At 70.6% G+C, this 18,778-nt stretch carries 37 protein-coding genes; 8 read left to right on the top strand and 29 right to left on the bottom strand.

Annotation, left to right across the window (positions count from 1 at the left end):
* Positions 1–110: 110 nt before the first annotated feature.
* The 28 genes from DEU31_RS15060 to DEU31_RS14935 all read right to left on the bottom strand — a co-directional run bounded on the left by DEU31_RS15060 (position 111) and on the right by DEU31_RS14935 (position 12,294).
* Positions 111–386 carry a hypothetical protein gene (locus DEU31_RS15060; protein ID WP_133677717.1) on the bottom strand — a complete coding sequence of 92 codons (276 nt, stop codon included), beginning with the start codon at positions 384–386 and terminating at the stop codon, positions 111–113.
* Positions 383–706, bottom strand: a complete 324-nt coding sequence (locus tag DEU31_RS15055) for a hypothetical protein (protein ID WP_133677716.1) — start codon at positions 704–706, stop codon at positions 383–385. The genes DEU31_RS15060 and DEU31_RS15055 overlap by 4 nt, the downstream gene beginning before the upstream one ends.
* The gene (locus DEU31_RS15050) at positions 703–909 is read right to left on the bottom strand and encodes a hypothetical protein (RefSeq protein WP_133677715.1); all 207 of its coding nucleotides are present in this window, start codon (positions 907–909) and stop codon (positions 703–705) included. The genes DEU31_RS15055 and DEU31_RS15050 overlap by 4 nt, the downstream gene beginning before the upstream one ends.
* Positions 909–1,205, bottom strand: coding sequence for a hypothetical protein (locus DEU31_RS15045; protein WP_133677714.1), 297 nt, complete (start codon positions 1,203–1,205; stop codon positions 909–911). Before DEU31_RS15045 ends, DEU31_RS15050 begins: the two co-directional genes overlap by 1 nt.
* Entirely contained in the window at positions 1,186–1,404 is a 219-nt protein-coding gene (locus DEU31_RS15040; RefSeq protein ID WP_133677713.1) for a hypothetical protein, read from the bottom strand. The genes DEU31_RS15045 and DEU31_RS15040 overlap by 20 nt, the downstream gene beginning before the upstream one ends.
* The gene (locus tag DEU31_RS15035) at positions 1,401–1,688 is read right to left on the bottom strand and encodes a hypothetical protein (RefSeq protein ID WP_133677712.1); all 288 of its coding nucleotides are present in this window, start codon (positions 1,686–1,688) and stop codon (positions 1,401–1,403) included. Before DEU31_RS15035 ends, DEU31_RS15040 begins: the two co-directional genes overlap by 4 nt.
* A complete protein-coding gene (locus DEU31_RS15030; RefSeq protein ID WP_133677711.1) occupies positions 1,685–2,050 on the bottom strand; it encodes a hypothetical protein in 366 nt (121 codons plus the stop codon). The genes DEU31_RS15035 and DEU31_RS15030 overlap by 4 nt, the downstream gene beginning before the upstream one ends.
* Positions 2,047–2,412, bottom strand: coding sequence for a hypothetical protein (locus tag DEU31_RS15025; protein ID WP_133677710.1), 366 nt, complete (start codon positions 2,410–2,412; stop codon positions 2,047–2,049). Before DEU31_RS15025 ends, DEU31_RS15030 begins: the two co-directional genes overlap by 4 nt.
* Entirely contained in the window at positions 2,409–2,609 is a 201-nt protein-coding gene (locus tag DEU31_RS15020; RefSeq protein ID WP_133677709.1) for a hypothetical protein, read from the bottom strand. Before DEU31_RS15020 ends, DEU31_RS15025 begins: the two co-directional genes overlap by 4 nt.
* Positions 2,606–2,788: a hypothetical protein gene (locus tag DEU31_RS15015; protein ID WP_133677708.1), complete on the bottom strand. Its 183-nt coding sequence runs from the start codon at positions 2,786–2,788 to the stop codon at positions 2,606–2,608. The genes DEU31_RS15020 and DEU31_RS15015 overlap by 4 nt, the downstream gene beginning before the upstream one ends.
* Positions 2,785–3,672, bottom strand: coding sequence for a hypothetical protein (locus tag DEU31_RS15010; protein WP_133677707.1), 888 nt, complete (start codon positions 3,670–3,672; stop codon positions 2,785–2,787). Before DEU31_RS15010 ends, DEU31_RS15015 begins: the two co-directional genes overlap by 4 nt.
* A complete protein-coding gene (locus DEU31_RS16885) occupies positions 3,669–3,824 on the bottom strand; it encodes a hypothetical protein (protein WP_166649532.1) in 156 nt (51 codons plus the stop codon). The genes DEU31_RS15010 and DEU31_RS16885 overlap by 4 nt, the downstream gene beginning before the upstream one ends.
* Positions 3,824–4,066: a WhiB family transcriptional regulator gene (locus DEU31_RS15005; protein ID WP_133677706.1), complete on the bottom strand. Its 243-nt coding sequence runs from the start codon at positions 4,064–4,066 to the stop codon at positions 3,824–3,826. The genes DEU31_RS16885 and DEU31_RS15005 overlap by 1 nt, the downstream gene beginning before the upstream one ends.
* Entirely contained in the window at positions 4,066–4,416 is a 351-nt protein-coding gene (locus tag DEU31_RS15000; RefSeq protein WP_133677705.1) for a hypothetical protein, read from the bottom strand. Before DEU31_RS15000 ends, DEU31_RS15005 begins: the two co-directional genes overlap by 1 nt.
* Positions 4,413–5,324, bottom strand: coding sequence for a helix-turn-helix transcriptional regulator (locus DEU31_RS14995; RefSeq protein ID WP_133677704.1), 912 nt, complete (start codon positions 5,322–5,324; stop codon positions 4,413–4,415). Before DEU31_RS14995 ends, DEU31_RS15000 begins: the two co-directional genes overlap by 4 nt.
* Entirely contained in the window at positions 5,321–5,899 is a 579-nt protein-coding gene (locus DEU31_RS14990; protein ID WP_133677703.1) for a hypothetical protein, read from the bottom strand. Before DEU31_RS14990 ends, DEU31_RS14995 begins: the two co-directional genes overlap by 4 nt.
* Positions 5,899–6,645: a hypothetical protein gene (locus DEU31_RS14985; RefSeq protein WP_133677702.1), complete on the bottom strand. Its 747-nt coding sequence runs from the start codon at positions 6,643–6,645 to the stop codon at positions 5,899–5,901. The genes DEU31_RS14990 and DEU31_RS14985 overlap by 1 nt, the downstream gene beginning before the upstream one ends.
* Entirely contained in the window at positions 6,642–7,487 is an 846-nt protein-coding gene (locus DEU31_RS14980; protein WP_133677701.1) for a hypothetical protein, read from the bottom strand. The genes DEU31_RS14985 and DEU31_RS14980 overlap by 4 nt, the downstream gene beginning before the upstream one ends.
* Positions 7,484–8,944, bottom strand: coding sequence for a ParB/RepB/Spo0J family partition protein (locus DEU31_RS14975; RefSeq protein ID WP_133677700.1), 1,461 nt, complete (start codon positions 8,942–8,944; stop codon positions 7,484–7,486). The genes DEU31_RS14980 and DEU31_RS14975 overlap by 4 nt, the downstream gene beginning before the upstream one ends.
* Entirely contained in the window at positions 8,944–9,321 is a 378-nt protein-coding gene (locus tag DEU31_RS14970) for a hypothetical protein (protein WP_133677699.1), read from the bottom strand. Before DEU31_RS14970 ends, DEU31_RS14975 begins: the two co-directional genes overlap by 1 nt.
* A gap of 68 nt (positions 9,322–9,389) precedes the next feature.
* A complete protein-coding gene (locus tag DEU31_RS16880) occupies positions 9,390–9,566 on the bottom strand; it encodes a hypothetical protein (protein ID WP_166649531.1) in 177 nt (58 codons plus the stop codon).
* Complete coding sequence (locus tag DEU31_RS14965; RefSeq protein ID WP_010549643.1) at positions 9,563–9,805, bottom strand: hypothetical protein; 243 nt, start codon at positions 9,803–9,805, stop codon at positions 9,563–9,565. The genes DEU31_RS16880 and DEU31_RS14965 overlap by 4 nt, the downstream gene beginning before the upstream one ends.
* The gene (locus tag DEU31_RS14960) at positions 9,802–10,062 is read right to left on the bottom strand and encodes a hypothetical protein (protein ID WP_133677698.1); all 261 of its coding nucleotides are present in this window, start codon (positions 10,060–10,062) and stop codon (positions 9,802–9,804) included. Before DEU31_RS14960 ends, DEU31_RS14965 begins: the two co-directional genes overlap by 4 nt.
* Positions 10,063–10,189: 127 nt before the next feature.
* Complete coding sequence (locus tag DEU31_RS14955) at positions 10,190–10,492, bottom strand: hypothetical protein (RefSeq protein ID WP_133677697.1); 303 nt, start codon at positions 10,490–10,492, stop codon at positions 10,190–10,192.
* On the bottom strand, positions 10,489–11,292 hold the full coding sequence (locus DEU31_RS14950) for a phage antirepressor N-terminal domain-containing protein (RefSeq protein ID WP_133677696.1): 804 nt from the start codon (positions 11,290–11,292) through the stop codon (positions 10,489–10,491). The genes DEU31_RS14955 and DEU31_RS14950 overlap by 4 nt, the downstream gene beginning before the upstream one ends.
* A gap of 70 nt (positions 11,293–11,362) precedes the next feature.
* Positions 11,363–11,599, bottom strand: coding sequence for a hypothetical protein (locus DEU31_RS14945; protein WP_133677695.1), 237 nt, complete (start codon positions 11,597–11,599; stop codon positions 11,363–11,365).
* Positions 11,596–11,940, bottom strand: a complete 345-nt coding sequence (locus tag DEU31_RS14940; protein ID WP_133677694.1) for a hypothetical protein — start codon at positions 11,938–11,940, stop codon at positions 11,596–11,598. The genes DEU31_RS14945 and DEU31_RS14940 overlap by 4 nt, the downstream gene beginning before the upstream one ends.
* 30 nt (positions 11,941–11,970) lie before the next feature.
* Positions 11,971–12,294 (bottom strand): helix-turn-helix transcriptional regulator, encoded by a 324-nt coding sequence (locus DEU31_RS14935; RefSeq protein ID WP_133677693.1) that lies wholly within the window; start codon positions 12,292–12,294, stop codon positions 11,971–11,973.
* Positions 12,295–12,486: 192 nt separating this feature from the next.
* Here DEU31_RS14935 and DEU31_RS14930 point away from each other — a divergent pair, with 192 nt between their 5' ends.
* The 8 genes from DEU31_RS14930 to DEU31_RS14900 all read left to right on the top strand — a co-directional run bounded on the left by DEU31_RS14930 (position 12,487) and on the right by DEU31_RS14900 (position 18,025).
* Positions 12,487–13,122, top strand: coding sequence for a helix-turn-helix transcriptional regulator (locus tag DEU31_RS14930; protein ID WP_133677692.1), 636 nt, complete (start codon positions 12,487–12,489; stop codon positions 13,120–13,122).
* Positions 13,119–14,105, top strand: a complete 987-nt coding sequence (locus tag DEU31_RS14925; protein WP_133677691.1) for a hypothetical protein — start codon at positions 13,119–13,121, stop codon at positions 14,103–14,105. Before DEU31_RS14930 ends, DEU31_RS14925 begins: the two co-directional genes overlap by 4 nt.
* The gene (locus DEU31_RS14920) at positions 14,074–14,583 is read left to right on the top strand and encodes a hypothetical protein (RefSeq protein WP_133677690.1); all 510 of its coding nucleotides are present in this window, start codon (positions 14,074–14,076) and stop codon (positions 14,581–14,583) included. The genes DEU31_RS14925 and DEU31_RS14920 overlap by 32 nt, the downstream gene beginning before the upstream one ends.
* Positions 14,584–14,620: 37 nt before the next feature.
* Positions 14,621–15,004, top strand: a complete 384-nt coding sequence (locus DEU31_RS14915; RefSeq protein ID WP_133677689.1) for an ImmA/IrrE family metallo-endopeptidase — start codon at positions 14,621–14,623, stop codon at positions 15,002–15,004.
* Positions 15,004–15,138, top strand: a complete 135-nt coding sequence (locus tag DEU31_RS17335; protein WP_279535634.1) for a hypothetical protein — start codon at positions 15,004–15,006, stop codon at positions 15,136–15,138. The genes DEU31_RS14915 and DEU31_RS17335 overlap by 1 nt, the downstream gene beginning before the upstream one ends.
* 109 nt (positions 15,139–15,247) lie before the next feature.
* Entirely contained in the window at positions 15,248–16,012 is a 765-nt protein-coding gene (locus DEU31_RS14910) for a hypothetical protein (RefSeq protein WP_166649530.1), read from the top strand.
* A 124-nt stretch (positions 16,013–16,136) separates the two neighbouring features.
* Positions 16,137–17,537, top strand: coding sequence for a recombinase family protein (locus DEU31_RS14905; RefSeq protein ID WP_133677687.1), 1,401 nt, complete (start codon positions 16,137–16,139; stop codon positions 17,535–17,537).
* A gap of 29 nt (positions 17,538–17,566) precedes the next feature.
* Positions 17,567–18,025 carry a single-stranded DNA-binding protein gene (locus tag DEU31_RS14900; protein ID WP_126988551.1) on the top strand — a complete coding sequence of 153 codons (459 nt, stop codon included), beginning with the start codon at positions 17,567–17,569 and terminating at the stop codon, positions 18,023–18,025.
* A gap of 94 nt (positions 18,026–18,119) precedes the next feature.
* Here the strand turns inward: DEU31_RS14900 and DEU31_RS14895 are convergent, their stop codons facing one another.
* Positions 18,120–18,680, bottom strand: coding sequence for a PPA1309 family protein (locus DEU31_RS14895; protein WP_133677686.1), 561 nt, complete (start codon positions 18,678–18,680; stop codon positions 18,120–18,122).
* Positions 18,681–18,778 lie beyond the last annotated feature (98 nt).

Below are 18,778 nucleotides of genomic sequence, written 5' to 3'. Positions count from 1 at the left end.
CCGCCCTTAACCAGGCCACGGGGACCTTCCCTTCGTCAGTCCGAACATGAACACTCGCCCGTGACGGGGTTGATCACCCGATCACAGGACCCACAGATCTCTCGCATCGCTCACCACCTCCTCCCTCGCCTCGGCGCCCGCCCGTGCTCGAGCAGCTGCCGGAGAGCGCCGGCGCCGTCGCGCGGGGTGAGCGGGAGCGGGGTCGCCCGGGCCGCGAGGACCTGGACGAAGCCGAGGGCGTCGCGCACGGCGGCGCGGATCCGGTCCCAGATCGCCTCGAGCCAGTCGAGCGCGAGGCGGTTCGAGGGGGCCATGGCCGCGCGGGCGCGGCGGTGCTTTCGGATCGCGCGGCCGCGGCGCCGCCGGCGAGTCTGTTCGGTGATCACCGGGCGTCCTCCCACGGGGTGACGTAGAGGGTCTTCGCGCGGCGGCGGCCCTCGGTCTCGCGGAGGTGCTCGACCTCGACCTTGGAGAAGGTGAGGACCGTCCAGCCGCCCCACGAGAGCATGTGCGCGGTGTCGTAGCCGAACTGCTCCCCGGCGATCTTCCAGAAGTAGGCGAACTCCTCGTCGTCGTAGCAGAGGGTCGCGACGAGGCGTCCTGCCTCGTCGTCCCGCGTTCGGTAGGCGATCGTCCCCACCGGCAGCGTCTCGGCCTGCTCGACGGACTTAAGCGGCTTCGGGACGTAGATGATCGTGGTGCTCATGCGTCACCGTCCTGGCGCTCGAGCGTGGCGGTGAGCTCGCGGACGGCGTCGGCGTGGTCGAGGATCGCCCACGCGATCATCGCGGTCGTGGCCACCTGGGCCTGCTCGGACCGGATCGGCATCTTGCTGACGTCCTCGGCGATTCGGGCGGCGGAAAGCGCGAACGGGCGGTCCTTGACGTGCTTCTTGAGCTCGGGGTCCATCAGAGTCGGCTCCAATCGATCTCGCGGGTGTGGATGAGCATCGGCAGGCCCAGGAGGGTGCCGTGGAGGACGTTGTCGTCCGTGATCGGGAGGCCGAGGCCCTCTGCGCGGAGGCTGTAGAGCAGCACGCCGGGGGAGCGGTGGAGACGCCACGGCTTCCCGTAGACGCGGTCGGCCCAGTCGGTGATGCGGAACATCGCGGCCGGCTTCTCGTCACCGACCTCGGAGTCCTTCGACAGCAGCGGGACGACCTCGCCGGCGTACGGGTGCGGGTCCTCATGAGGTGTGCGGGCCACGGGGCCTCCTTCGGGCAGGGCGGGAGTAGCAGGCGACGCAGTCCGGGTCCTCGACGAGCGCGGCCCGGTCGTCGAGGAGGACGGGGACGCCGCAGAGGGTGAAGCGGGCGCCGTCGTCCGGCGTGCCGATCGAGGCGACGACGTGGGCGACGCGGCCGCGGCGCAGCCGGACCCTGGTGCCGGGGCGGTGACGACTCATCGGATTCCACCGCCCTCGACCGCGCGGATCGTCGAGCAGGGCCAGACCTGCCAAGCACCCGCGTCCGTGCCGCAGCCCGCGCACACCTTCCGACGAGCGCCGCGGTGCTCGTCGACGGCATCGATCGGGGCATGGACCTCGCGGACCCTGGCGAGGGCGTGGTGCTGCTCGAGCCAGGACTGTGCGAGGCGCTGAGCCTGGTCGCGGGTGATGGTGCCCTCGAAGACCGCGGCCTGCCGGAGCTGCTGCACCTCGGCGTGGGACATGCCCACCGGGGCGGTCACCGCTCCTCCTCGCCTCGTCGCACCGCGCCGATCACCACACCTGCGAGGTGCCGCATCGCCGCGCGGTTCTCCCCGCTCAGCAGCACCCACGGCATGACAACCCCGGCTGGGCTGGTCCGCAGGTGCTCCGGCATCGCTTCGTACAGCGCTCGGGATCCTGCGTCGATGTCTGCTTCGAGCTCGAGATCGTCGAGAGCCCGCCGAATCTCGGCCGGGCTGTACGGCCCCACAGCGACGCGGGGCCCACGGATCTCCTCGACTGCGACATAGAGCTTGCCGCCGCTCATGGACAGGCTCAGCAGGTCTCCCTGCTTGTCCGGTAGATCCTTCTCCCTCGTCTTGGACGTCGGGTCGGTGGTCATCGGGTCTCGACCTCGATCTCCCACACGCTCATCACACGGCGGTGCGAGAGCTCGAGCTCTCCGGACTGCAGCTCGGCGAGCATCCGGTCGGCCCAGCCCGGCTCGTCCATGTCGTAGCCGCCGCCGAGCAGGTTGATGGATGAGCGGACCTTGCCGGGGCCGACGCCGTTGTAGGTGAAGGTCCAGCCGGTGAGGTCCACGACCGTGTACTGCTGAGTACCCTCGGGGTGGTAGCCGGTCAGGCGCTGCGAAGCGATGATGAACCGCTCGTCACGGGCGTCTACCCTCCACCATCGGTTCCCGCGCTGCGGGGCGAAGCGGATTCGGTCACCCACCTTGATCTCGTCGCGCACGTTGCTCATCGGCTCTTCTCCTTCTCGCGGTCCTGCTCGGTGTGGCCCAGTTCGGCCAGTGAGGCGAGCGCGGCACGCGCCAGCCCCCGGTAGTAGCTCTGCAGGCTCGGCCTGATCTCGTCCCACTCCCTCGTCGGGCGCTGGTACGCGGCGAGCGCGGCGGCGACACGATCAACGGTCGGATCGGATCCTCGGCGCGCGCTCACGGTGCCTCCCGGTGCTCGGCGGGCCGGTCCAGGCCGACCTCGGCCAGGGCGTGCGCGAGAGCGGCGGCGTGGGTGGGGTGTTCAGCGACGATGTCCTCCGCGAGGGAGGTCGTGTCGGTGTCCCAGGCATGGGTGGCCCACCCGCCCGTGGTCTTCCAGACGATGGCCTTGCGTTTCATGCCGCACCGTCCTTGGGGTACAGGCGCGTCGCACCTGCCCGCTCGGCGATCTCGTCAGCCAGTACGCGGATCACGTCCCCGGGCACGTCTCCGCCGAGGCGGTCTGCGATCAGGAACTCGATCTCCTCGGCTCCTTCGGGGCGTGCCGGGGTGGTGAGCGCGGCGAAGATCGCGGGCCGCAGCTCGCCGGTCTCTTCCCATGCCTGGACTGCGCGGCGCATGGCCGCGTCGGTGATCGCGTCCGGGGTGAGGGGACGGGGCCCGGCGGCGCGGAGGTGCGCCAAGTCCTTGTTCGCGTTGTCCGCCTCGCGCTCCCAGTGGTCCCGCTCCTGCTGGGCCTTCTCCGCGCGGGTCCGTACAGCGTTTTCGGCATTGGTCCTGCCGAAGGTGTCGCACGGAGCGATCTTCACGCCGCCGATCTGGACGCTCCCCGCCCTGTCCTGCTGCGCCTCCCGGACGAGACGTCCAAGCCGCAGCAGATCGTCCCGGGCGTCGTCGTGCTGTTCGGGGTCCGGGCACTCCCGCACCGGGGCCCAGCCGTCACGGGCCATCTCGATGTCGGATCGAATCCCGACGCGCCACCCCGGATTCTCGTAGGCGACGCACCAGGTGTTCGGGTCACCAGCGTCCTTTCGCATCCCGACACCACCGGACTCTGCGTGTCGCGCGAACTCGGCTGTGGCGAAGTCGGCGGCGGTCGGCTTCTCGGCGTCCTTCTCGATCAGGGCCGCCGCGACACCACCCTCCGCCTCGTCTCGCAGCTCGGCGTCAGCCTCGTCCAGCAGCCGCGTCATCTCGGCCTGCAGCCGGGCCAGAGCCTCGCCCGTGGTCTCGTCGGGATCGGGAGTCGTGCGCTTGTACGCGCCGAGGGTCTTGTCGGTCATCGGGAGCCCTTCGGGATCGGGTGGTGGGTGATGGTCACGGCGGGCTGCTCGCCGGGGCGCTTGGTGACGGTCTGGGAGGGGTGGCAGGGGCAGTCGAGGGTCCGCTCGTGGCGGCGGGTCTGCCGGGTGGGGATCTGGTGGAGGACGCGCATCACGCGGCCTCCGCGCTGGGCTTCATGCGGCGCCGCTCGCTATCGGACGTGCCGCCCCAGATCCCGTACTCGCTCCGCTCGAGCGCGAGGGCAAGGCACTGCGCACGGACCGGGCAACGGCGGCAGATCGCCTTCGCCTCCCGCGTCGAGCCGCCCTTCTCCGGGAACCAGAGATCCCCGTCCACCTGGGCGCACAGCGCATCGGCCATCCACGGCTCGGGCCGGGCCAGGGTTCCGTCCATCACGACGCCACCTCCTGCAGGTGCTTGCTGATCCACTTCGCGAGCAGGGGATGGGCCTGCTCGTGCTCATAGGCCATCTCCGCGGCGCGGGGTCGCACCTCGGCGACGGGGCGGCGGGACACCGCGGCCTGCGAGACGACGACGAAGTCGCCGGCGCCGGTGCGGTCGATCCGGACCGTGGGGTCGCCGGGCAGCAGCTCCACGCCCTCCGCCTCGGCGAGCTCGAGGAACGGCCACCGCACATGCCGGGCCAGGCGCTCCCGCGTCAAGCCGCCGTAGTACGGGAACGTCGCCACGAACCGGCCACGCGCCGTGACCTCCCCGGACCGACCCTGCTGGGGCGCGCTCATGCCGCCACCTCCGACGCCTCGGGGGAACGGAGCTTGCCCGCGCGGTGGCCGCGGATCACCGCACGGGACCGCGCCGACTCCCACGACCCCCAGCCCAGACGGCGCGCCGCCCGGTCGAGGTCCTCACCCGCCGACGCCAGGAACAGCAGCTCGTCCAGCCGCTCCACGACGTCGTCACCCTTCGGCGACTCGACAGCCGGAGACGCGGCGGGATCGTCGATCTCCTCGTCGTTCCACATCGCTGGCGGAACCCAGCCGTGGCGCTCCGCCCAGCGGAGCGTGCGCGTGACCGCGGCGCGCTGCGGCGCGGTCGCCGACGGCGGCGCCACATCCCACAGCTCCTCGTACAGGGCCCGGACCGCACGTGCCAGACGCCCCGACGACGTGCCCGTCCGCTCGATGTGCGAGAGGGTGTTGTGCTCGACGCCGAGCCGGGCCGCGAGCGCCCGACGCGACCAGCCCCGCGCATGCAACGCATGAAGCCGCCGCAGCGTCCCCGTCCCGTCGATCACGCCGCCGTCCGAGACGGTGTCCACCGAGGCGCGGACCGCGAGGATCCGTCGCGCCGTCCCGGGCTCGACACGACGCTGCGGCACCGAGTCGATGATCTTCGCGACCGTCGACGGAGCCACGCCCGCGAGCGCCGCCACACGCTTGTACCCGATCCCCGCGGCCTGCAGAGCACGGACATGCTCACGGACCGGGCCCGCGTCCACCCGACGAGGCTCCGCACCGATGAACGCATCCAACCGCCGGCGGCGCTCCTCCGCGGTCGCGGCGTCCGTGCAGGGCGCGCACCGGCACCGATCCAGCTTGTACATCGTCGCGGTGCCGTGCTGGTGCCGCGCACGCTTGTGGGTGCACTCCCGCGCGATCCGCGGCGCCCGCACCATGTTCGGGCCCGTCATCGGACCACCGCCGTCTCCGTGAGCGCGTCCCACCAGGCCCGCGCCCACATCGCATCACCCATCGCGGTGTGCGCGACGGCCGCCGCCGGCGGCTGTGCCCCAGCGATCCGCGACAGCTCGTAGGAGCCCTCGGTCAGGCCGATCGTCGCGAACGGAGACCCGGCCTCGCGGGCCTGCGTCCACGTCACGAGGTCGATCGGATGGTGATGCCAGGCAGGGGAGTGGCCCCAGCGGCCGAGCATCGCGGCGAGGATCGGCAGGTCGTAGCCGGCCACGTTCGAGCCCACGACCGTGCAGCCCGGCGTGAGGCGACGCGACAGCCACAGCGCCGCCATCTCCTCCGACAGCCAGCGCGCACGGCCATCCCGCACCCGCCGATCCTCGAAGCGGCCCACGGCGAGCGCGCGCGGGTCCGCGTCGGTGAGGTCGACGTCGGAGACCATGATCCAGGTGCGCTGCTCGGTGCCGTCGATGCGGCGCTCGATCGTTGCGATCTCCCACGGCCTCGCCGAGTGCACGTCCAGGGACGTGGCCTCGATGTCGAGGAACACCAGCTTCCTGTCGACGCGGAGCATCAGAGCGCCCCCTCATCGATGACCTCGCGCAGACGCGCCCGCCACTCGGCGAGGGACCGCTCATCGATCCACGGCGCCCGGTGCTCGTCGTCCTCGCGGTGCTCGCTCGAGGGGACGTAGGCGACGAAGTCCTCCGCAAGCGGGAACACCGCCGTGCGGCCCAGCATCCGCAGATGCAGCTCGACGCCCAGCGCCGTCGCGGCTCGCGCCACCCGGCCCCACTGCGCCGGCGAGAAGAAGATCCCCGAGTCCAGGGCGACCGCCGGGCGCGGGTCCAGGCCGCGCTGCACCACCTCGAACGCCTGCAGGGCGAGGTCGAACGACGACTTGTCTCCCCGCTCGAGCGTCATCGGGTCCTCCGCGACGTCGACCGTCAGCGACGACCCATCGATCAGGCCCGACACGTCCCGGATCGTCATCTGCCGATTCGACACCTCGATCGCGAGGCGGTACTCCTGCGCGGAGACCTCCTTCGGCAGCGTCACCTTGAACACCGAGCCGATCGCCTTCACCTGCGCGGCCGGGATCGAGAACGCCCCGAACCCCTCCGCGTCCTCGGTCTGCACCAGGCCGGCCGCCGCCGCGCCGCCGTTCAGCGCCGCCAGGGACAGCCCGTCGTGCCGGGATAAGCAGCGCACCGCCGCGTAGGACGGGAAGTCCTGCGGTCGTGCCTGGAACAGCCCCACGGCGCCGAGCATCCGGCAGAACTCGAGGCCGTACACCTCGAACGAGATCGACGTGCTCATGCCGCCTCACCGCTTCCGGCGAGCGCGCGCTCGATCTCGGGGATCGTCTTGGCGAGAGCGTTCGCGGCGTCCTGGAGGCCCCCGATGGAGTAGCGGAGGTTGGCGAGTCGTGCTGCCTCGGTGCCGGTCGCGGCCGCGAGGCGGAGGGCCCGCTGGAAGTCGCGCACGCTGACCTCGCGCTTTTCGAGGACGGACCGGAAGGACGAGAGCTCGAAGCCCAGCTCCTTCTCCAGACGTCCGAGGTCGTCGAGCCGGTGCTTGTCCTCGAGGCTCATCTGGGCGGGGGCTTCTCGCTTCTTGAGGTACGCGGTGCGCTCTTCGACCTGGGCGTGGACGATGCGCTGGACCTCGTCGTGGCGCTGCTCGTGCTCGAGGGTCTCGAGGCGAGCCATGAAGGACCGCACGGCCCACCATGGCGGGGAGTGGTCGACCTTCACGCGGGCCTTCACCGCGATCTGCATGCGGCGGCCGCGCGCGCTGCGAGGCGGGAGCATCAGGCCCCAGCCATCGGGGAGCTCTTCAGGCGGAACGACATCGGTCGAGGGCGCGACGATCCACCACTGGTGGCAGGCATCAGCCCAGGCGTCGGCCTTCCCCACGTTCGCGAGTTCCGCTCTCCAGTCCGCTCGCGAGACCTTCAGCTCGTGGCCGACGAGGATCCTCCCGGACGCCGAGGTGAAGCCCGCGTAGAGCGCGTCGGCGCGCCGGACGCCCGGGCCGCCCCACGCCCCGTTCGGCGACACCTCGTGCGCGAACACCCCGCCGCGGCGGGAGCTCGGCTGGGTCGTCTCCGCGATGTAGTGCCCTCGGAGCTGCTCGAGCAGCTGCGACGTCTCGCTCATGCCGCCTCACCGCCCTCGGCGAGTGCCTCGGCGCCGTCGGCCGCCGGGGCGTCGGGGTCGGCGTCGTGGGGGATGCCGGTGGCGAGGAGGATGGCCTGCTGCTCGACGGGGGTCCACGGGTAGTCGGTGCGCTCGAGGAGCTGGCGGAGGGTGCCCTTCGTGCCCCAGTAGGAGGAGCCCTGGCGGCCATCGCCCATGTACTTGTGGTCGGCCTTGATGGACCACCAGTCCGACTCGAGCCAGACGAGCAGCGACAGCGGCCACGAGCTGAGGGCCTTCGAGACCTTGGTCTTGCCCTCGGTGCCGGTGAGGGCCTGGAGCAGGTCGATGGAGGCCTGGTCGTCGCCGTACCCGGTCCAGCCCTGCTTCACGAGCTTCGCGACGATGTGCTTGGTCGCGGCGTCGGTGGTGTCGAGGGTGGGGAGGGTGGCGGCGAGGTGGCGTTCGCGGTGGACCTTCGCGGTGGCGAAGTCGTCGGCGGCGAGGTCGGTCCACGGGTCGTGCTCGGGCTCGGCGTCCTCGGTGGCGGCGTTGGCCGGGTGCTGCGTCTCCCACTGATCACAGCCGATGCAGAGTGTGCCTGCGGGGACGCGGCCGTGGCTGCTGACCCAGCGGGACTCGGTGAGGATGATCGCGGAGTGGCCGGGGCAGGAGGCGTGCTCGGTGATGAGCAGCTCGTTCCACTCGTCGCCGGTGGTGTCGTCGCCGGCGTGTGCGCGGATCTTGTCGGTGAGGAACGTGCCCTCGCGGACGAGGTCGGAGATCTGCACGACGTTCTCGGCGATGCGGAGGCCGCGCTTCTTCGCCTCCTTCCGGGACGCGGCCGCGCGCTGCCGGTCCTCGCGAGCGCGGCGCGCCTCCGAGACCTTGTAGTCGAACTCGTACGTGCCAACCGTCGCCTCGAGCGCCTCGACAGCGTCGGAGTCGTCGCTGTACTCCGCGATGATCAGGGCGTCGTCGACGGTGATCTGGCCGCGGTGCAGCTTGTCCCCGGTGTCGTCGGCGAGCTTGCCGAGCTTCACCCGCTCGGAGACGCGCTTCCTGCCGAGCGCGGTCTGGCGCGCGACCTCGGCCTGGGTCATGCCCAGGTCGAGCATGTCCTGGACCAGGCGGGCCTCCTCCACGGCGGTGAGCTGGTCGCGGAGGATGTTCTCCGTCGCAATGAACGCGAGCTGAGCCTTCGGGTCCGTGAGGTCGCCGCGGATCTGCACGGGCACCTCGGTCAGGCCGACCGCGTGCGCGGCGGTGAGGCGGCGGTGGCCGCCGAGGACCACGAAGTCGGTCCAGCTGTCGTCCCTCGGCGCGGCGACGAGCGGGACCTCGATGCCGTGCTCCCGGATCGACTCGGTCAGGTCCTCGACCTGCGCGGCGTCGATGCGGGGGTTCTGCTCATGCGGGTGGAGCACGTCGACGTGCACCATCTGCACCTGCTCCATCACTCCCTGGGTCTGCTCCATCACTCCTGCTCCTCCTGGTCGTCGCCGGCCTCCATGGCGCGGCGCCTGATCTGTCCGGAGATCTCGTCTCCGAGCCCGCGCAGCCGATGGCCCAGCGCGAGCAAGTCCCTCTCCTCCATCACCGGGATCGCCGCAGCGACCTCCCGGACGAGCCCCGCCGTGACCTCGTCCCGCCACCGCCCGCACTTCGCGTTGTGGTGGTTCCCGCGCCACGACTGCTCCATGTCGCCCCTCTGCCCGGGCGGCCACGACTTGCACAGCAGCCCGCCGTGCTGATCGCGCCACACCTGGAACAGCCCGACCCCGCCCTCGAGCGCGTACCGCTCGGGGACCAGCGGGGTCCAGACCTTCCCGTGCAGCCCCCACGCCCACCACACATCCGCACCGCAGTCCTCACAGACCGGTGCCGGACGCGCAGGACGCGGAGTTCCAGGGCGACGACTCCTCACCTCCCGGCCACCCCCCGCTCGCGCTCGAGGCGCCGCACCTCGGCGGCGAGCGCCGCCGACTCACCGACCGTGCAGTCCAGGACCACCCAGACCACGAAGCCGATCGCGCCGACGATCACGCCGGCGAGCACGACCTGCACGGCCAGGGTCAGGAGGAACAGGAGCGCGCTCATGCCCCCTCACCCCCGCCCGGCCGGGCCTTGCCCGCGGGGTGTGCGGCCTCGGCGCGGCGGTGCTCGGCGTCGTGCGCGCGCTTCACGCGGGACGCCTCGGCCTTCACGTGCTCGACGCGGGAGAACCCGCACGAGCAGCCGACGATGAACCGCAGGTCCTCGTCCCGGAACCCCGCCTGCGTCACCTGGGCGCGGGGGAGCCGGCGGCCGGTGGGGAAGGGGAGCAGCTGGCCGGTCATGCCGCGGCCCTCGAACGAGCTGCCGCCGCTGCGCGCCGGTCACGGATCGCCTGCTCGAGCTCCTCGAGCGAGGGGCCGCCCGCGCACTTCGCCTGCCGCGCCGCGTCCTCCACGCTCGTGCCGTCGAGGCCGAGCATCCGCGCGCCGCCAGCAGCGAGGATCCTGTCGAACTCCGTGCCCGTCGGATTCGCGAGGCGGGCATCGATCCCCGCCTGCACCTGCTCCCGGGTCCTGCGGGTCGTCTCGGTGATGGTCATGACGGGTCCTTCCTGTGCTTCGGGGCGGTCTCCGCGAGCGCGCGGACGATGTCTCGGGGGATGCGGCGGGCGCCTCGGCGCCGGCCGCTCGGGCGGGAGCGGGGGAGCGCTCGGTGGCGCGGGCCGGTCATCGGATCGCCTCGACGGCGGACGGGCGGGGGGCGGGATCGTCCGTGCTGGCGATCAGGTCGACCAGCTCCTTCACCATCCGCACGGCCTGCTTCCGTGTGAGTCCGACGCGGGTATGGCCGGGGAGCCTCAGCTCGTCGGGGGTCTGCTCGTTCCGCTCGAGATTGATCGCGGCGGCGATCCAGGTCGTCCCGTCGACGACGAGGGTCGTGAACCCGGCGAGGTCAAGGTCGAAGTGGGGCCATTCCGGGTCCCGCTCAGGCAGCGGATGGAGCGGGGTGACTCGCGAGTCGTCGCTCATGCCGTCACCCCCTCGAGGATGAGCTGGCCGAACTGGCCCTCGTAGTGCTGCTCCCAGACGGCCTCGAAGATCGGGCGGTCCCGCTCGCAGTAGAAGTTGACGTCTCGGATGCGGCCGCCGACCTCACCGGGCGCCTTGGACGGCGCGTGGCCGTTCGCGACCTTGTACTCCGTGGCGACGCGCTGACCGAAACCGCTTCGGAGGCTCCTGATCGCGGGCCGGTTCAGGCCCTTACTCGCGAGGAAGTCATCGACGATCAGCTGCCGGTCGTCGAGGTCGATCTCCGGGGCCTCGCCGAGGCCGCGGGCGATCACGAGGCGGAACTTCTGCTCGAGCCAGTCGGGGGAGACGAAGCCCCGCGCCTTCGCGAGCATGTCTAACCGACTGCCCGCGAGGGAGATGATCTGACCGTGGAGATCCTCGAGCTGCTCCTCGCTCGCACGCGGGTTGATCGCGCCGCCCTCGTGGAAGTACGCATCGAGCGCGTCGGCCGCCTCGCTCTGGAAGAGCTCGACCTTCTCCCGCGTCGCCTGATGCTTGAGCCGGCTGGTGTCGATCGTGGCGAGCCACATCGTGAACGTCCGGCGATCGAGCATCGCCATCTCGTAGGTCTTGCCATCGGCGCCAGTCGTGGGCGTCATACCCACGACTGCCCACGCCTTGCGGCGGAGTCGCTGCAGCTGGCCCGAGTAGTCCAGGCCGGTCGCCTCGCAGACGGGACGAAGAGCGACCATCGGCGTCTCGCCGTCGCGGGCCGCGAAGATCTTGGTGTCGTGGAACGGGATCTCGATGAGGTCCATCGGTTAGCCTTTCGGTGAGAGCACTTCGGTGTCTGCGCCCCCGCCCTGCATGGCGGGGGCGCTCCTGCGTTCAGGGCTGGGAGGGGTACTCGGCGAGCGCGTCGCCGAGCGCGGCGTAGAGCTCGCGCGCTTCGGCCGGGGTGAAGGCGGCGCGGTAGCGGCCGGCGTCGAGGTCGTAGGTGACGTCGAGGGCGACGCCGAAGTAGGCCTCCCGGCCGCCGCTGCGCTCGATACGGCGCACCAGCCGGGGAGTGTCCTCGGAGACAGGGAGCTCGACGCTGAAGACGTCGGTGCGGTGGTCCCTCATCGGGCCACCGCCGGCTCGAACACGAGCGGCGCAGCGGCCGCAGCGCGGACGGCATCGTCGAGCTCGCACAGGAGGTCGTGCACGTCGTCCTGGTAGCCCGGGTGCGGGATGCCGAAGTCACCGATCAGGGACTCGGACGCGCGGTGCACCGCGACGAGGTCCGCCTGGATGTGGTCGACAGTGCGCTGCTCGGCCATCTCGTCGGTCTGGAAGCGGCCGCAGTAGATGCAGACGTCGTCCTTCTCGAGGTGGGGGAACAGCTCGGCCTCGGTGGGGGAGCGGTGCGCGAGCGGGCGGACCGGGACCGTGGCGTACGGGGCGCGGATCGGGGTGATGGTCATGACGGAGCTCCTGGTCGGTGACGGGGTGGATCAGGCGGCGGTCTTGCGGGGCGGGTTGCCCACGGCGGTCCCGGGGCCGCTCCGAGCGAGACTCCGCGCTCCAGACTCAGTAGTCACCTCGGGCATAAAAAGAGACTCGGGGAGTACCTGCAGTGCGAACGCGATCTTGCGAGCGGTCGCCGGGCGGCAGCTGTTCCGCGCTCCGGAGCGGAGGTGCGAGATGGTGGCCGGCGAGATGCCGGCCTTCTTCGCGAGGGACCGGTTCGTCTCGTCGCGGAACTCCATGTACTGGTCGAGCACCTGGTAGCTGATGAGCCGCATCCAGAGCCTCCCTGCTGTGCGCGTGTAGGTCATGTCGAACTCCTGGTGAGATGGAGAGTACCGAATCTGGACTCAGGAATCAATGTAGCCGGGCGTGGCTACATTGGCAAGGGGGCGGCGTGTGCCGTGGCCTGCACCGCCACGAATCACAACGGCGTCATTTGTAGCCATCACGGCTACACTCTCCTCTAGTCCTTGAAGGCCAGTCCGTCCGAAGGTGCTCTCATGACCGCGCTCTCCGACCTCCTCACCCAGAGCAACGCGAACGGGTGGAGTACTCGAGAGATCGCGCGTCAGGCAGAGAAGAAGCAGCACCAGCTCGCGCAGCCGACGGTCTCGAAGTACATGAGTGGCCGTCACGGCACCCCGACAGAGCCGGTGCTCGAAGCCTTCTCGGACGTGCTCAACATCCCGATCCACAAGCTCCGCGCAGCCGCCGGCGTCCCCACAGGCGACGGCGAACCCTGGGCGCCGCCGGCCGAGGCGAACCGCCTCGACCGCCGGCAGCGCCTCGCACTCGAGGAGCTCATCCGATCCATGGTCGCGTCCGAGACCTCCGGAGAGGACCGGACGGATGATGACCAGGACGCAACGCGCATGGGCCGTGAAACTCAGCCAGATGGGCTTACCAAGCACGCCGGCGCGCAGCACCCCGCCGCAGGCGCCGATGACACAAACCAAGGCGGGTCCGACGCAGACCCGAATGCGTATCTCCCACAGCGGGGATACGAGAACGTCGGCTCGCGGGACGACCGGCCGTGGGAGCAGGACGAGTATGGCCTGGCCGCGAAGCGGGGTCGGAACCGTGGCCGCGAGGCCCGACAGCAGCAGGACCGCGAGGCAGAGGGCGGTGGGGCGTGAACGGTCCGAGGGTTCTGAAGAGGACGCTGTCGTTCTACACACTGCAGACCGTGAGAGGGTCGGGTAGGAGAGCGGAGCGCGATAGCGGGTTTGACTGGCGCAAGTTCCTGAACGGGCTCGGCGGTGGCAAGCAAGATGCGGGACGCATCGTTGAAGCACTCCACCCGATCAGCTACGCAGTGCTCACAGATGTTGCTCTGCCTTGCCTCGCGCTCTATCGGCCACTCAACAAGGCGGGCCTCGTGACTCGTGAGGCCGATGGCATGAGCGTCAAGGATCTGGACACCACGCGTGGCTTCGAGCTCATGAATGCCACCGCGTTCTTCTTCCTCCCTGCGATGCCCGGGCTCGTCTGCATGCTTCAGGGAGATCCTGCGTCAGGTTCGCCACCGACTCGGGCGCTCCGCGACTTCGCGACAGCCGCTGTCCCTCAAGATGAGGGGGTGCGCTGGGTTATCGAGCCAGTGCGAGTCGAGTCCCAGATCGAGGAGCTCCGTCGCTCGGCGGGAGTCGAGCGGCTCCGGCTGAAGGCTCGCAGCGATTCCAGGGACCTCTTCGGACTCCAAGGCTTGGAGAAGTGGGCGGGCTTCACCGGGGTCGCGAACTACTTCGCGCAGGGCATCGAAGGCGAAGTCGAGGTGAGCGTCTCGGTCCGTCTTCCCAAGGAGTGGCGAACCGATGCGCAGCGGCGTCGGTTCAAGGATCTTGTTCTCGCGGAGACTGGCGTGGAAGGGTTCGACACCTCGGAGGCCTCGGTCCTCGCCCGCACTGTGCACGGCGGTGAAGTGTCGGACGAGACGCTTACCCTGGCAGCACACGACCTGGCCACTAAGATCGAGTTCGAGATCGAGGAAGGCGAGCCAGTTCGGTTCTCCGAGATGGTTGGCCAAGCAGCGACAGATCTAGTTGCCAACGGAGACAGGTATCAGCGGCTCGCCCTCGGGGGGACAGATGGAGGCGATGAAGCGGAGACGGGTCTCTGACCTGTATGCGGCCGCCCCATGGATCGACTGGGTGCTCGCGGCCGGACTCTTTGCCGGGGCCCACTTCGGTCTCGGAGTGGGCCAAGCCACCCCGGTAGCCGAGGTCGCAACGCCTGTGTCGGCGCTCTCTGGCATCTTCGCGGCTACCGCGGTCTTCGCCTGTGGAGCTCTTGCTCAGAGCCAAGCCGTCATCATCCGCGTCGCTCGGACGGTGTTCGCTGGAGACATGTGGCGAAACTGGGTCTCGATCATCGGCGCGCTAGCACTTGCTGCAGCACTACCCATCCTGGGACTCTACGCCGATCACGGGGCCCCGCACGTTGCCAAAGCCCTCGTCGTTTTCGCGATCGCCCTGGATGTCGTCGTGATGGTGCGGGTGCTCTGGTGGGTGGGATACATCGCTCGAGCTCAGCGCGATGAAGATGCCCCCCGACACCGCACGCGCCAGCCATCTTGGATGGACAGTGATGACCGCTGAGCGCCGAAGTGTCGGCCCCGCCGCATAGCTTCTGATCATGCGTCCACCGGAGATCATCGATGTGGCCCTGCCCGAGGGGATCCTCGGCTACACCGACGGGGTCTCCCGGATCTGGCTCGACCGAGAGCTCACCGCCGTCGACCGCCGCGTCGTCCTCGACCACGAGCTGATCCACTACGCCCGCGGCCACCGAGGCCACTGCCTCGCCGTCATAGAGCGCGGCATCGACCGCCAGGTCGCCCTCGGACTCATCCAGCTCGACGACCTCGGCGAGGCAGCCGCCTGGTCCGAGCACGTGGTCGTCATCGCCGAGGAGCTCGACGTCATGCCCGAGACCGTCATCGACCGCCTCCACGCACTCACCCCCGGCGAGCGCGCCGCGCTCCGGGCCCGCCTCGCTGACGCGCACTGGGTCGCGTGATGGGGGAGCGGGACGAGCCGGAGCAGCTCGAGCTCGGCCTCGAGCTCCGCGAACCGGTGCCGGCGCCGTGGTGGGCCGAGATCATCGAGCACGAGACCGAGGGCGACCAGGACACCGGGTGTTGGGGCGCGTGACCGACTCCACGTCGCGGGAGGTCACGGAAGGACTACGGCCCCTTTCGAATGTCCAGAACCTGACTACGATCCAACCATCAACCATCACCACCGAGGGAGCACCACGACCATGACCCGCACCGCCCGCGCCGCCGCCATCGCTGCGGCCGCCACCCTGCTGCTCGCCGCCTGCGGCGGCACCTCCGACCCCGCTACCGAGACCACCGCCGCCGATGCCGAGGTGGAAGTGAGCGCGGAGGAAGAGAGCGGCGCCGTCGACGAGAACCCCGAGGGCGCACCGATGGACGACGGCGGTGACGACACCGCGTTCGAGACCGAAGCCGGCGACGTCGTCGACGACGACGGGAACCTCGTCGGGATCGAGTTCGGCGACGGAGAGCAGATCGAGTTCGACCTCGATGCCGCGGCCAGCGGAGCCATCGCCCCCGGCACCCGCTTCTATGGTGCGTCCGAGGCCGGTGGCGACTTCATCATCTCGACCCAGATCGACCCGGTCGAGGACCTGGAGGCCTACCGCGAGAAGGCCGGCGGCGACCCCGTCAACTACATGAGCGCCGACATCGACAACCGCGAGGGCGCCGAGAACATCAACATGTACCAGATCGCTGTCTATGACCCGGCGGGCAACGAATACGTGTACACCAGCGCCGACGAAGCCGCCGACGAGTGGCGCGACCTGCTCGGCAGTGACGACGTCGACACCTACAACGAGGGCATCGACCTCTCGAACAAGTACCTCAACCAGGGAGCGTCTCCCCACCAGCGCTCGACGATGATCCTCACCGGGCCCGAGCTGCCCGCCGAGATCACCGCGGTGATCGCGATGCCCCGAGGCGCATTCGAGTCCGCGACGACAGTCCCCCTCAAGGACTGACCGACACGCTGCACGACCACGGCCCTCCGGCCGCCGAGCACGGCGCCGGAGGGCCGCGCCCTACGCTCAACACCCCGGCGAGCGCAGCGGCGCGGGAGCCTGTGCCGGGGGAGGGGAGTGCGTGATGGTGGAGAAGGGGCGGCGGGAGCGCGCCGCGCTGTATCTGCGGCAGTCGACGTTCCGTGAGGAGTCGATCAGCCTCGAGCTGCAGGAGACCGCGGGCCGGGAGTACGCGGCCCGGCACGGGTACGAGGTCGTCGATGTGCAGTCCGATCCGGGGCTGTCGGGGCGGACGTTCAATCGGCCCGGCGTCGCGGCGGTGATGGACGCCGTCGAGTCCGGTGCCGCTGACGTCGTGATCCTGTGGAAGTGGTCGCGGCTGAGCAGGAACCGGCTCGACTGGTACCTCGCGGCGGATCGTGCGCAGCAGGCCGGGGGTCGGATCGAGTCGGCGACCGAGCCGATCGACACGTCGACGTCGATCGGGCGGCTCGCGCGCGGGATGATGATCGAGATCGCGGCGTTCGAGTCCGAGCGCGCCGGCGACCAGTGGAAGGAGACCCAGGCGCGGCGGGTGCGGAACGGGCTGCCGCACGACGGGAAGCCGCGGTTCGGGTACGTGTACGACCCCGAGCAGAAGATGTTCTTCCCCGACCCGGTGACGGGGCCGGTCTTCGCCGGCCTGTACAGGCGGTTCATCGCGGGGGAGACGATGTACTCGCTGTGCGTGTGGCTGAACGCGCAGGGCATCCCGACCGCGACGGGCAGCAACGTCTGGACCGCGGGGAACCTCCGCCAGATCATGGACAGGCAGTTCGCGGTCGGGAGGGTGTACCACCAGGGCGTGTGGCATCCCGGTGCGCACGAGCCCCTCATCACCGAGGCCGAGTACGCGGCCTACCGGCAGGCGCGGAAGACCCGAGCGGCGGCCCCGCGTAGGGAGGCGTCGGACTACCTCCTCGCAGGGCTCGTGCGCTGCGGCGTGTGCGGACGGGCACTGACCGGCGCGTCGGCGCGCGGCCGCTGGTTCTACTACCGCTGCTTCGCCTCGAGGTTCACCGGCGGGCACAGCCACGCCCAGGTGCCCACGCGGGTCGTCGAGGACGCCGTCTACGACAAGCTCGTCGAGACCGCTGAGGACATCGAGACCACCGCGATCCCCGAGACGCGGCCCGTGGCCGTGGACACCGCGGCGCTGAAGCGCACGATCCAGCAGCACAAGACCTCGCTCGGCCGACTCGCCGTGCAGCTCGCCGAGGACGTCATCAGCGCCGACGCCTACGCCGCCGCGGCGCCCGCGATCGAGCAGAAGTTCGCCACCGCCCGCGACGCGCTCCAAGCCGCGACCGCCGAGCACGCGATCCCTCCGATGCACGACGCCGTCGTCAGCCTCGTGAAGGACTGGCACATCCTCCCCACCACCCACCGGCGAGCGCTCCTCGCGCGAGCCGTCGAGTCCGTCTCGGTGGACTTCAACGACGAGCGCCGCGTCGACGTGGTGATGCGGGGCCGCCCCACCCCCTGAGTACGAGTTGGCGAAGCTTGACGACGCTGATGGGGAACGTCACCGCCGATCCCAGCGAGCACCGGCAGGAGGACGGATCCACCAGCGTCAAGCTTCGGATCGCCGTCACCGGCCGCTACTACAACACCGCCACGCAGGACTTCGCCGACCGCAAGACCGAGTTCGTCACCGTCTTCGCCCGCCGCGGGCTGGGCCAGAACGTGATGCGCTCGATCCACAAGGGACAGCCGCTGCTGGTCACGGGCCGGCTGAACACCTCGGAGTGGCAGGGCACCGACGGCATCACCCGCTACTCCCTGAACCTCCAGGCCGAGTCCATCGGCCACGACCTCACCTACGGCTCTTCCCAGTTCACCAAGCCGCTGCGCGCGCAGGACGTCCCGAACCTGGACCCGAACTCGGGGGAGATCCTCACCGAGGCGAGCTCGGCGAACCCCGAGGATGCGGACGAGACGGAGGGCGAGGACTCGCTCGCGCCGGCCTTCTGAGCCGCACCGCGGTGCAGGCGGACGAGGCGGCGGTCGACCGACGGGACGCGCTCCGTCGGTTGAGCCCGTCAGCGGATCCCGACGGGGGAGGGGGTCAGCTCCCGGACTGCAGGGTCTGCACCAGCGCCTCGGAGATCTCCGGCAGCAGCGCGGCGCCGAGGACGTAGCCGTCCTCGCCGCCGCGGTGCGCCGCCGACCAAGTGGTGCCGTCGCCCAGTGCCGCGACCACCACGCGCAGCACACGCCCCGACGGCAGCGCGGCGCCGCCGGCGCTATGCTCCCCGTCGCGGACCGACCAGGCCGCGGGCGCGAGATCGCAGGCGATCGCGCCGCCGGCGGCCATGTCCGGCCACTGCACCTTCTCGAGCGCCGCGAGCGGATCCTCCTGCCCGTCGGACGGACCGGAGGGAGCGGCGCCCTCGTCGAGGTCGATCGGCGTGAGGTGCAGGTCGTCGTGGGCGTTCGCGCCCTCGCCCTCGGCGCCCAGCAGCGCGGCGAGGGCGGGGGAGGCGGCGATCAGCTCCGCGCTGCGGGCGAGCGCGAACAGGCGCGGCGCGGGCAGCGGGCCGTCCTCGACATGGCGGGCGACCTCGAGCACGGCGGCGGCGAGCGCGGCCGTGGGCGCGTCCAGCGGGTCCTGGGCAGGAGTCGTCATCGGATCGAGAGGTCCCTTACAGGTTCGGCCTGACAGAATGGGGTGACCGCCGTGCGACACGGCGGCACCACACTGTACCCGGGCCGCGTTCTGGGACC

Origin of the sequence: Brachybacterium sp. AG952 (genome assembly GCF_004362645.1) — a bacterium.
Lineage (GTDB): Bacteria > Actinomycetota > Actinomycetes > Actinomycetales > Dermabacteraceae > Brachybacterium > Brachybacterium conglomeratum.
The sequence above is the reverse complement of the archived record's forward strand: the minus strand, read 5'-3'. Positions and strand labels throughout refer to the sequence as shown.

Bases quoted from the DNA above. Each gene is read 5' to 3' on its own strand.
- DEU31_RS15015 (WP_133677708.1), bottom strand. From the start codon at position 2,788: ATGAAACGCAAGGCCATCGTCTGGAAGACCACGGGCGGGTGGGCCACC.
- DEU31_RS14900 (WP_126988551.1), top strand. From the start codon at position 17,567: ATGGGGAACGTCACCGCCGATCCCAGCGAGCACCGGCAGGAGGACGGA.
- DEU31_RS15025 (WP_133677710.1), bottom strand. From the start codon at position 2,412: ATGAGCAACGTGCGCGACGAGATCAAGGTGGGTGACCGAATCCGCTTC.
- DEU31_RS14975 (WP_133677700.1), bottom strand. From the start codon at position 8,944: ATGGAGCAGACCCAGGGAGTGATGGAGCAGGTGCAGATGGTGCACGTC.
- DEU31_RS14895 (WP_133677686.1), bottom strand. From the start codon at position 18,680: ATGACGACTCCTGCCCAGGACCCGCTGGACGCGCCCACGGCCGCGCTC.
- DEU31_RS14930 (WP_133677692.1), top strand. From the start codon at position 12,487: ATGACCGCGCTCTCCGACCTCCTCACCCAGAGCAACGCGAACGGGTGG.
- DEU31_RS15050 (WP_133677715.1), bottom strand. From the start codon at position 909: ATGGACCCCGAGCTCAAGAAGCACGTCAAGGACCGCCCGTTCGCGCTT.
- DEU31_RS15030 (WP_133677711.1), bottom strand. From the start codon at position 2,050: ATGACCACCGACCCGACGTCCAAGACGAGGGAGAAGGATCTACCGGAC.
- DEU31_RS15055 (WP_133677716.1), bottom strand. From the start codon at position 706: ATGAGCACCACGATCATCTACGTCCCGAAGCCGCTTAAGTCCGTCGAG.
- DEU31_RS14985 (WP_133677702.1), bottom strand. From the start codon at position 6,645: ATGAGCACGTCGATCTCGTTCGAGGTGTACGGCCTCGAGTTCTGCCGG.
- DEU31_RS14935 (WP_133677693.1), bottom strand. From the start codon at position 12,294: ATGACCTACACGCGCACAGCAGGGAGGCTCTGGATGCGGCTCATCAGC.
- DEU31_RS15040 (WP_133677713.1), bottom strand. From the start codon at position 1,404: ATGAGTCGTCACCGCCCCGGCACCAGGGTCCGGCTGCGCCGCGGCCGC.
- DEU31_RS15010 (WP_133677707.1), bottom strand. From the start codon at position 3,672: ATGACCGACAAGACCCTCGGCGCGTACAAGCGCACGACTCCCGATCCC.
- DEU31_RS17335 (WP_279535634.1), top strand. From the start codon at position 15,004: ATGGGGGAGCGGGACGAGCCGGAGCAGCTCGAGCTCGGCCTCGAGCTC.
- DEU31_RS14990 (WP_133677703.1), bottom strand. From the start codon at position 5,899: ATGCTCCGCGTCGACAGGAAGCTGGTGTTCCTCGACATCGAGGCCACG.
- DEU31_RS14910 (WP_166649530.1), top strand. From the start codon at position 15,248: ATGACCCGCACCGCCCGCGCCGCCGCCATCGCTGCGGCCGCCACCCTG.
- DEU31_RS14995 (WP_133677704.1), bottom strand. From the start codon at position 5,324: ATGACGGGCCCGAACATGGTGCGGGCGCCGCGGATCGCGCGGGAGTGC.
- DEU31_RS14980 (WP_133677701.1), bottom strand. From the start codon at position 7,487: ATGAGCGAGACGTCGCAGCTGCTCGAGCAGCTCCGAGGGCACTACATC.
- DEU31_RS14905 (WP_133677687.1), top strand. From the start codon at position 16,137: ATGGTGGAGAAGGGGCGGCGGGAGCGCGCCGCGCTGTATCTGCGGCAG.
- DEU31_RS14940 (WP_133677694.1), bottom strand. From the start codon at position 11,940: ATGACCATCACCCCGATCCGCGCCCCGTACGCCACGGTCCCGGTCCGC.
- DEU31_RS15005 (WP_133677706.1), bottom strand. From the start codon at position 4,066: ATGGACGGAACCCTGGCCCGGCCCGAGCCGTGGATGGCCGATGCGCTG.
- DEU31_RS14920 (WP_133677690.1), top strand. From the start codon at position 14,074: ATGGAGGCGATGAAGCGGAGACGGGTCTCTGACCTGTATGCGGCCGCC.
- DEU31_RS16885 (WP_166649532.1), bottom strand. From the start codon at position 3,824: ATGCGCGTCCTCCACCAGATCCCCACCCGGCAGACCCGCCGCCACGAG.
- DEU31_RS16880 (WP_166649531.1), bottom strand. From the start codon at position 9,566: ATGAGCGCGCTCCTGTTCCTCCTGACCCTGGCCGTGCAGGTCGTGCTC.
- DEU31_RS14955 (WP_133677697.1), bottom strand. From the start codon at position 10,492: ATGAGCGACGACTCGCGAGTCACCCCGCTCCATCCGCTGCCTGAGCGG.
- DEU31_RS14915 (WP_133677689.1), top strand. From the start codon at position 14,621: ATGCGTCCACCGGAGATCATCGATGTGGCCCTGCCCGAGGGGATCCTC.
- DEU31_RS14950 (WP_133677696.1), bottom strand. From the start codon at position 11,292: ATGGACCTCATCGAGATCCCGTTCCACGACACCAAGATCTTCGCGGCC.
- DEU31_RS14960 (WP_133677698.1), bottom strand. From the start codon at position 10,062: ATGACCATCACCGAGACGACCCGCAGGACCCGGGAGCAGGTGCAGGCG.
- DEU31_RS15000 (WP_133677705.1), bottom strand. From the start codon at position 4,416: ATGAGCGCGCCCCAGCAGGGTCGGTCCGGGGAGGTCACGGCGCGTGGC.
- DEU31_RS14945 (WP_133677695.1), bottom strand. From the start codon at position 11,599: ATGAGGGACCACCGCACCGACGTCTTCAGCGTCGAGCTCCCTGTCTCC.
- DEU31_RS14965 (WP_010549643.1), bottom strand. From the start codon at position 9,805: ATGACCGGCCAGCTGCTCCCCTTCCCCACCGGCCGCCGGCTCCCCCGC.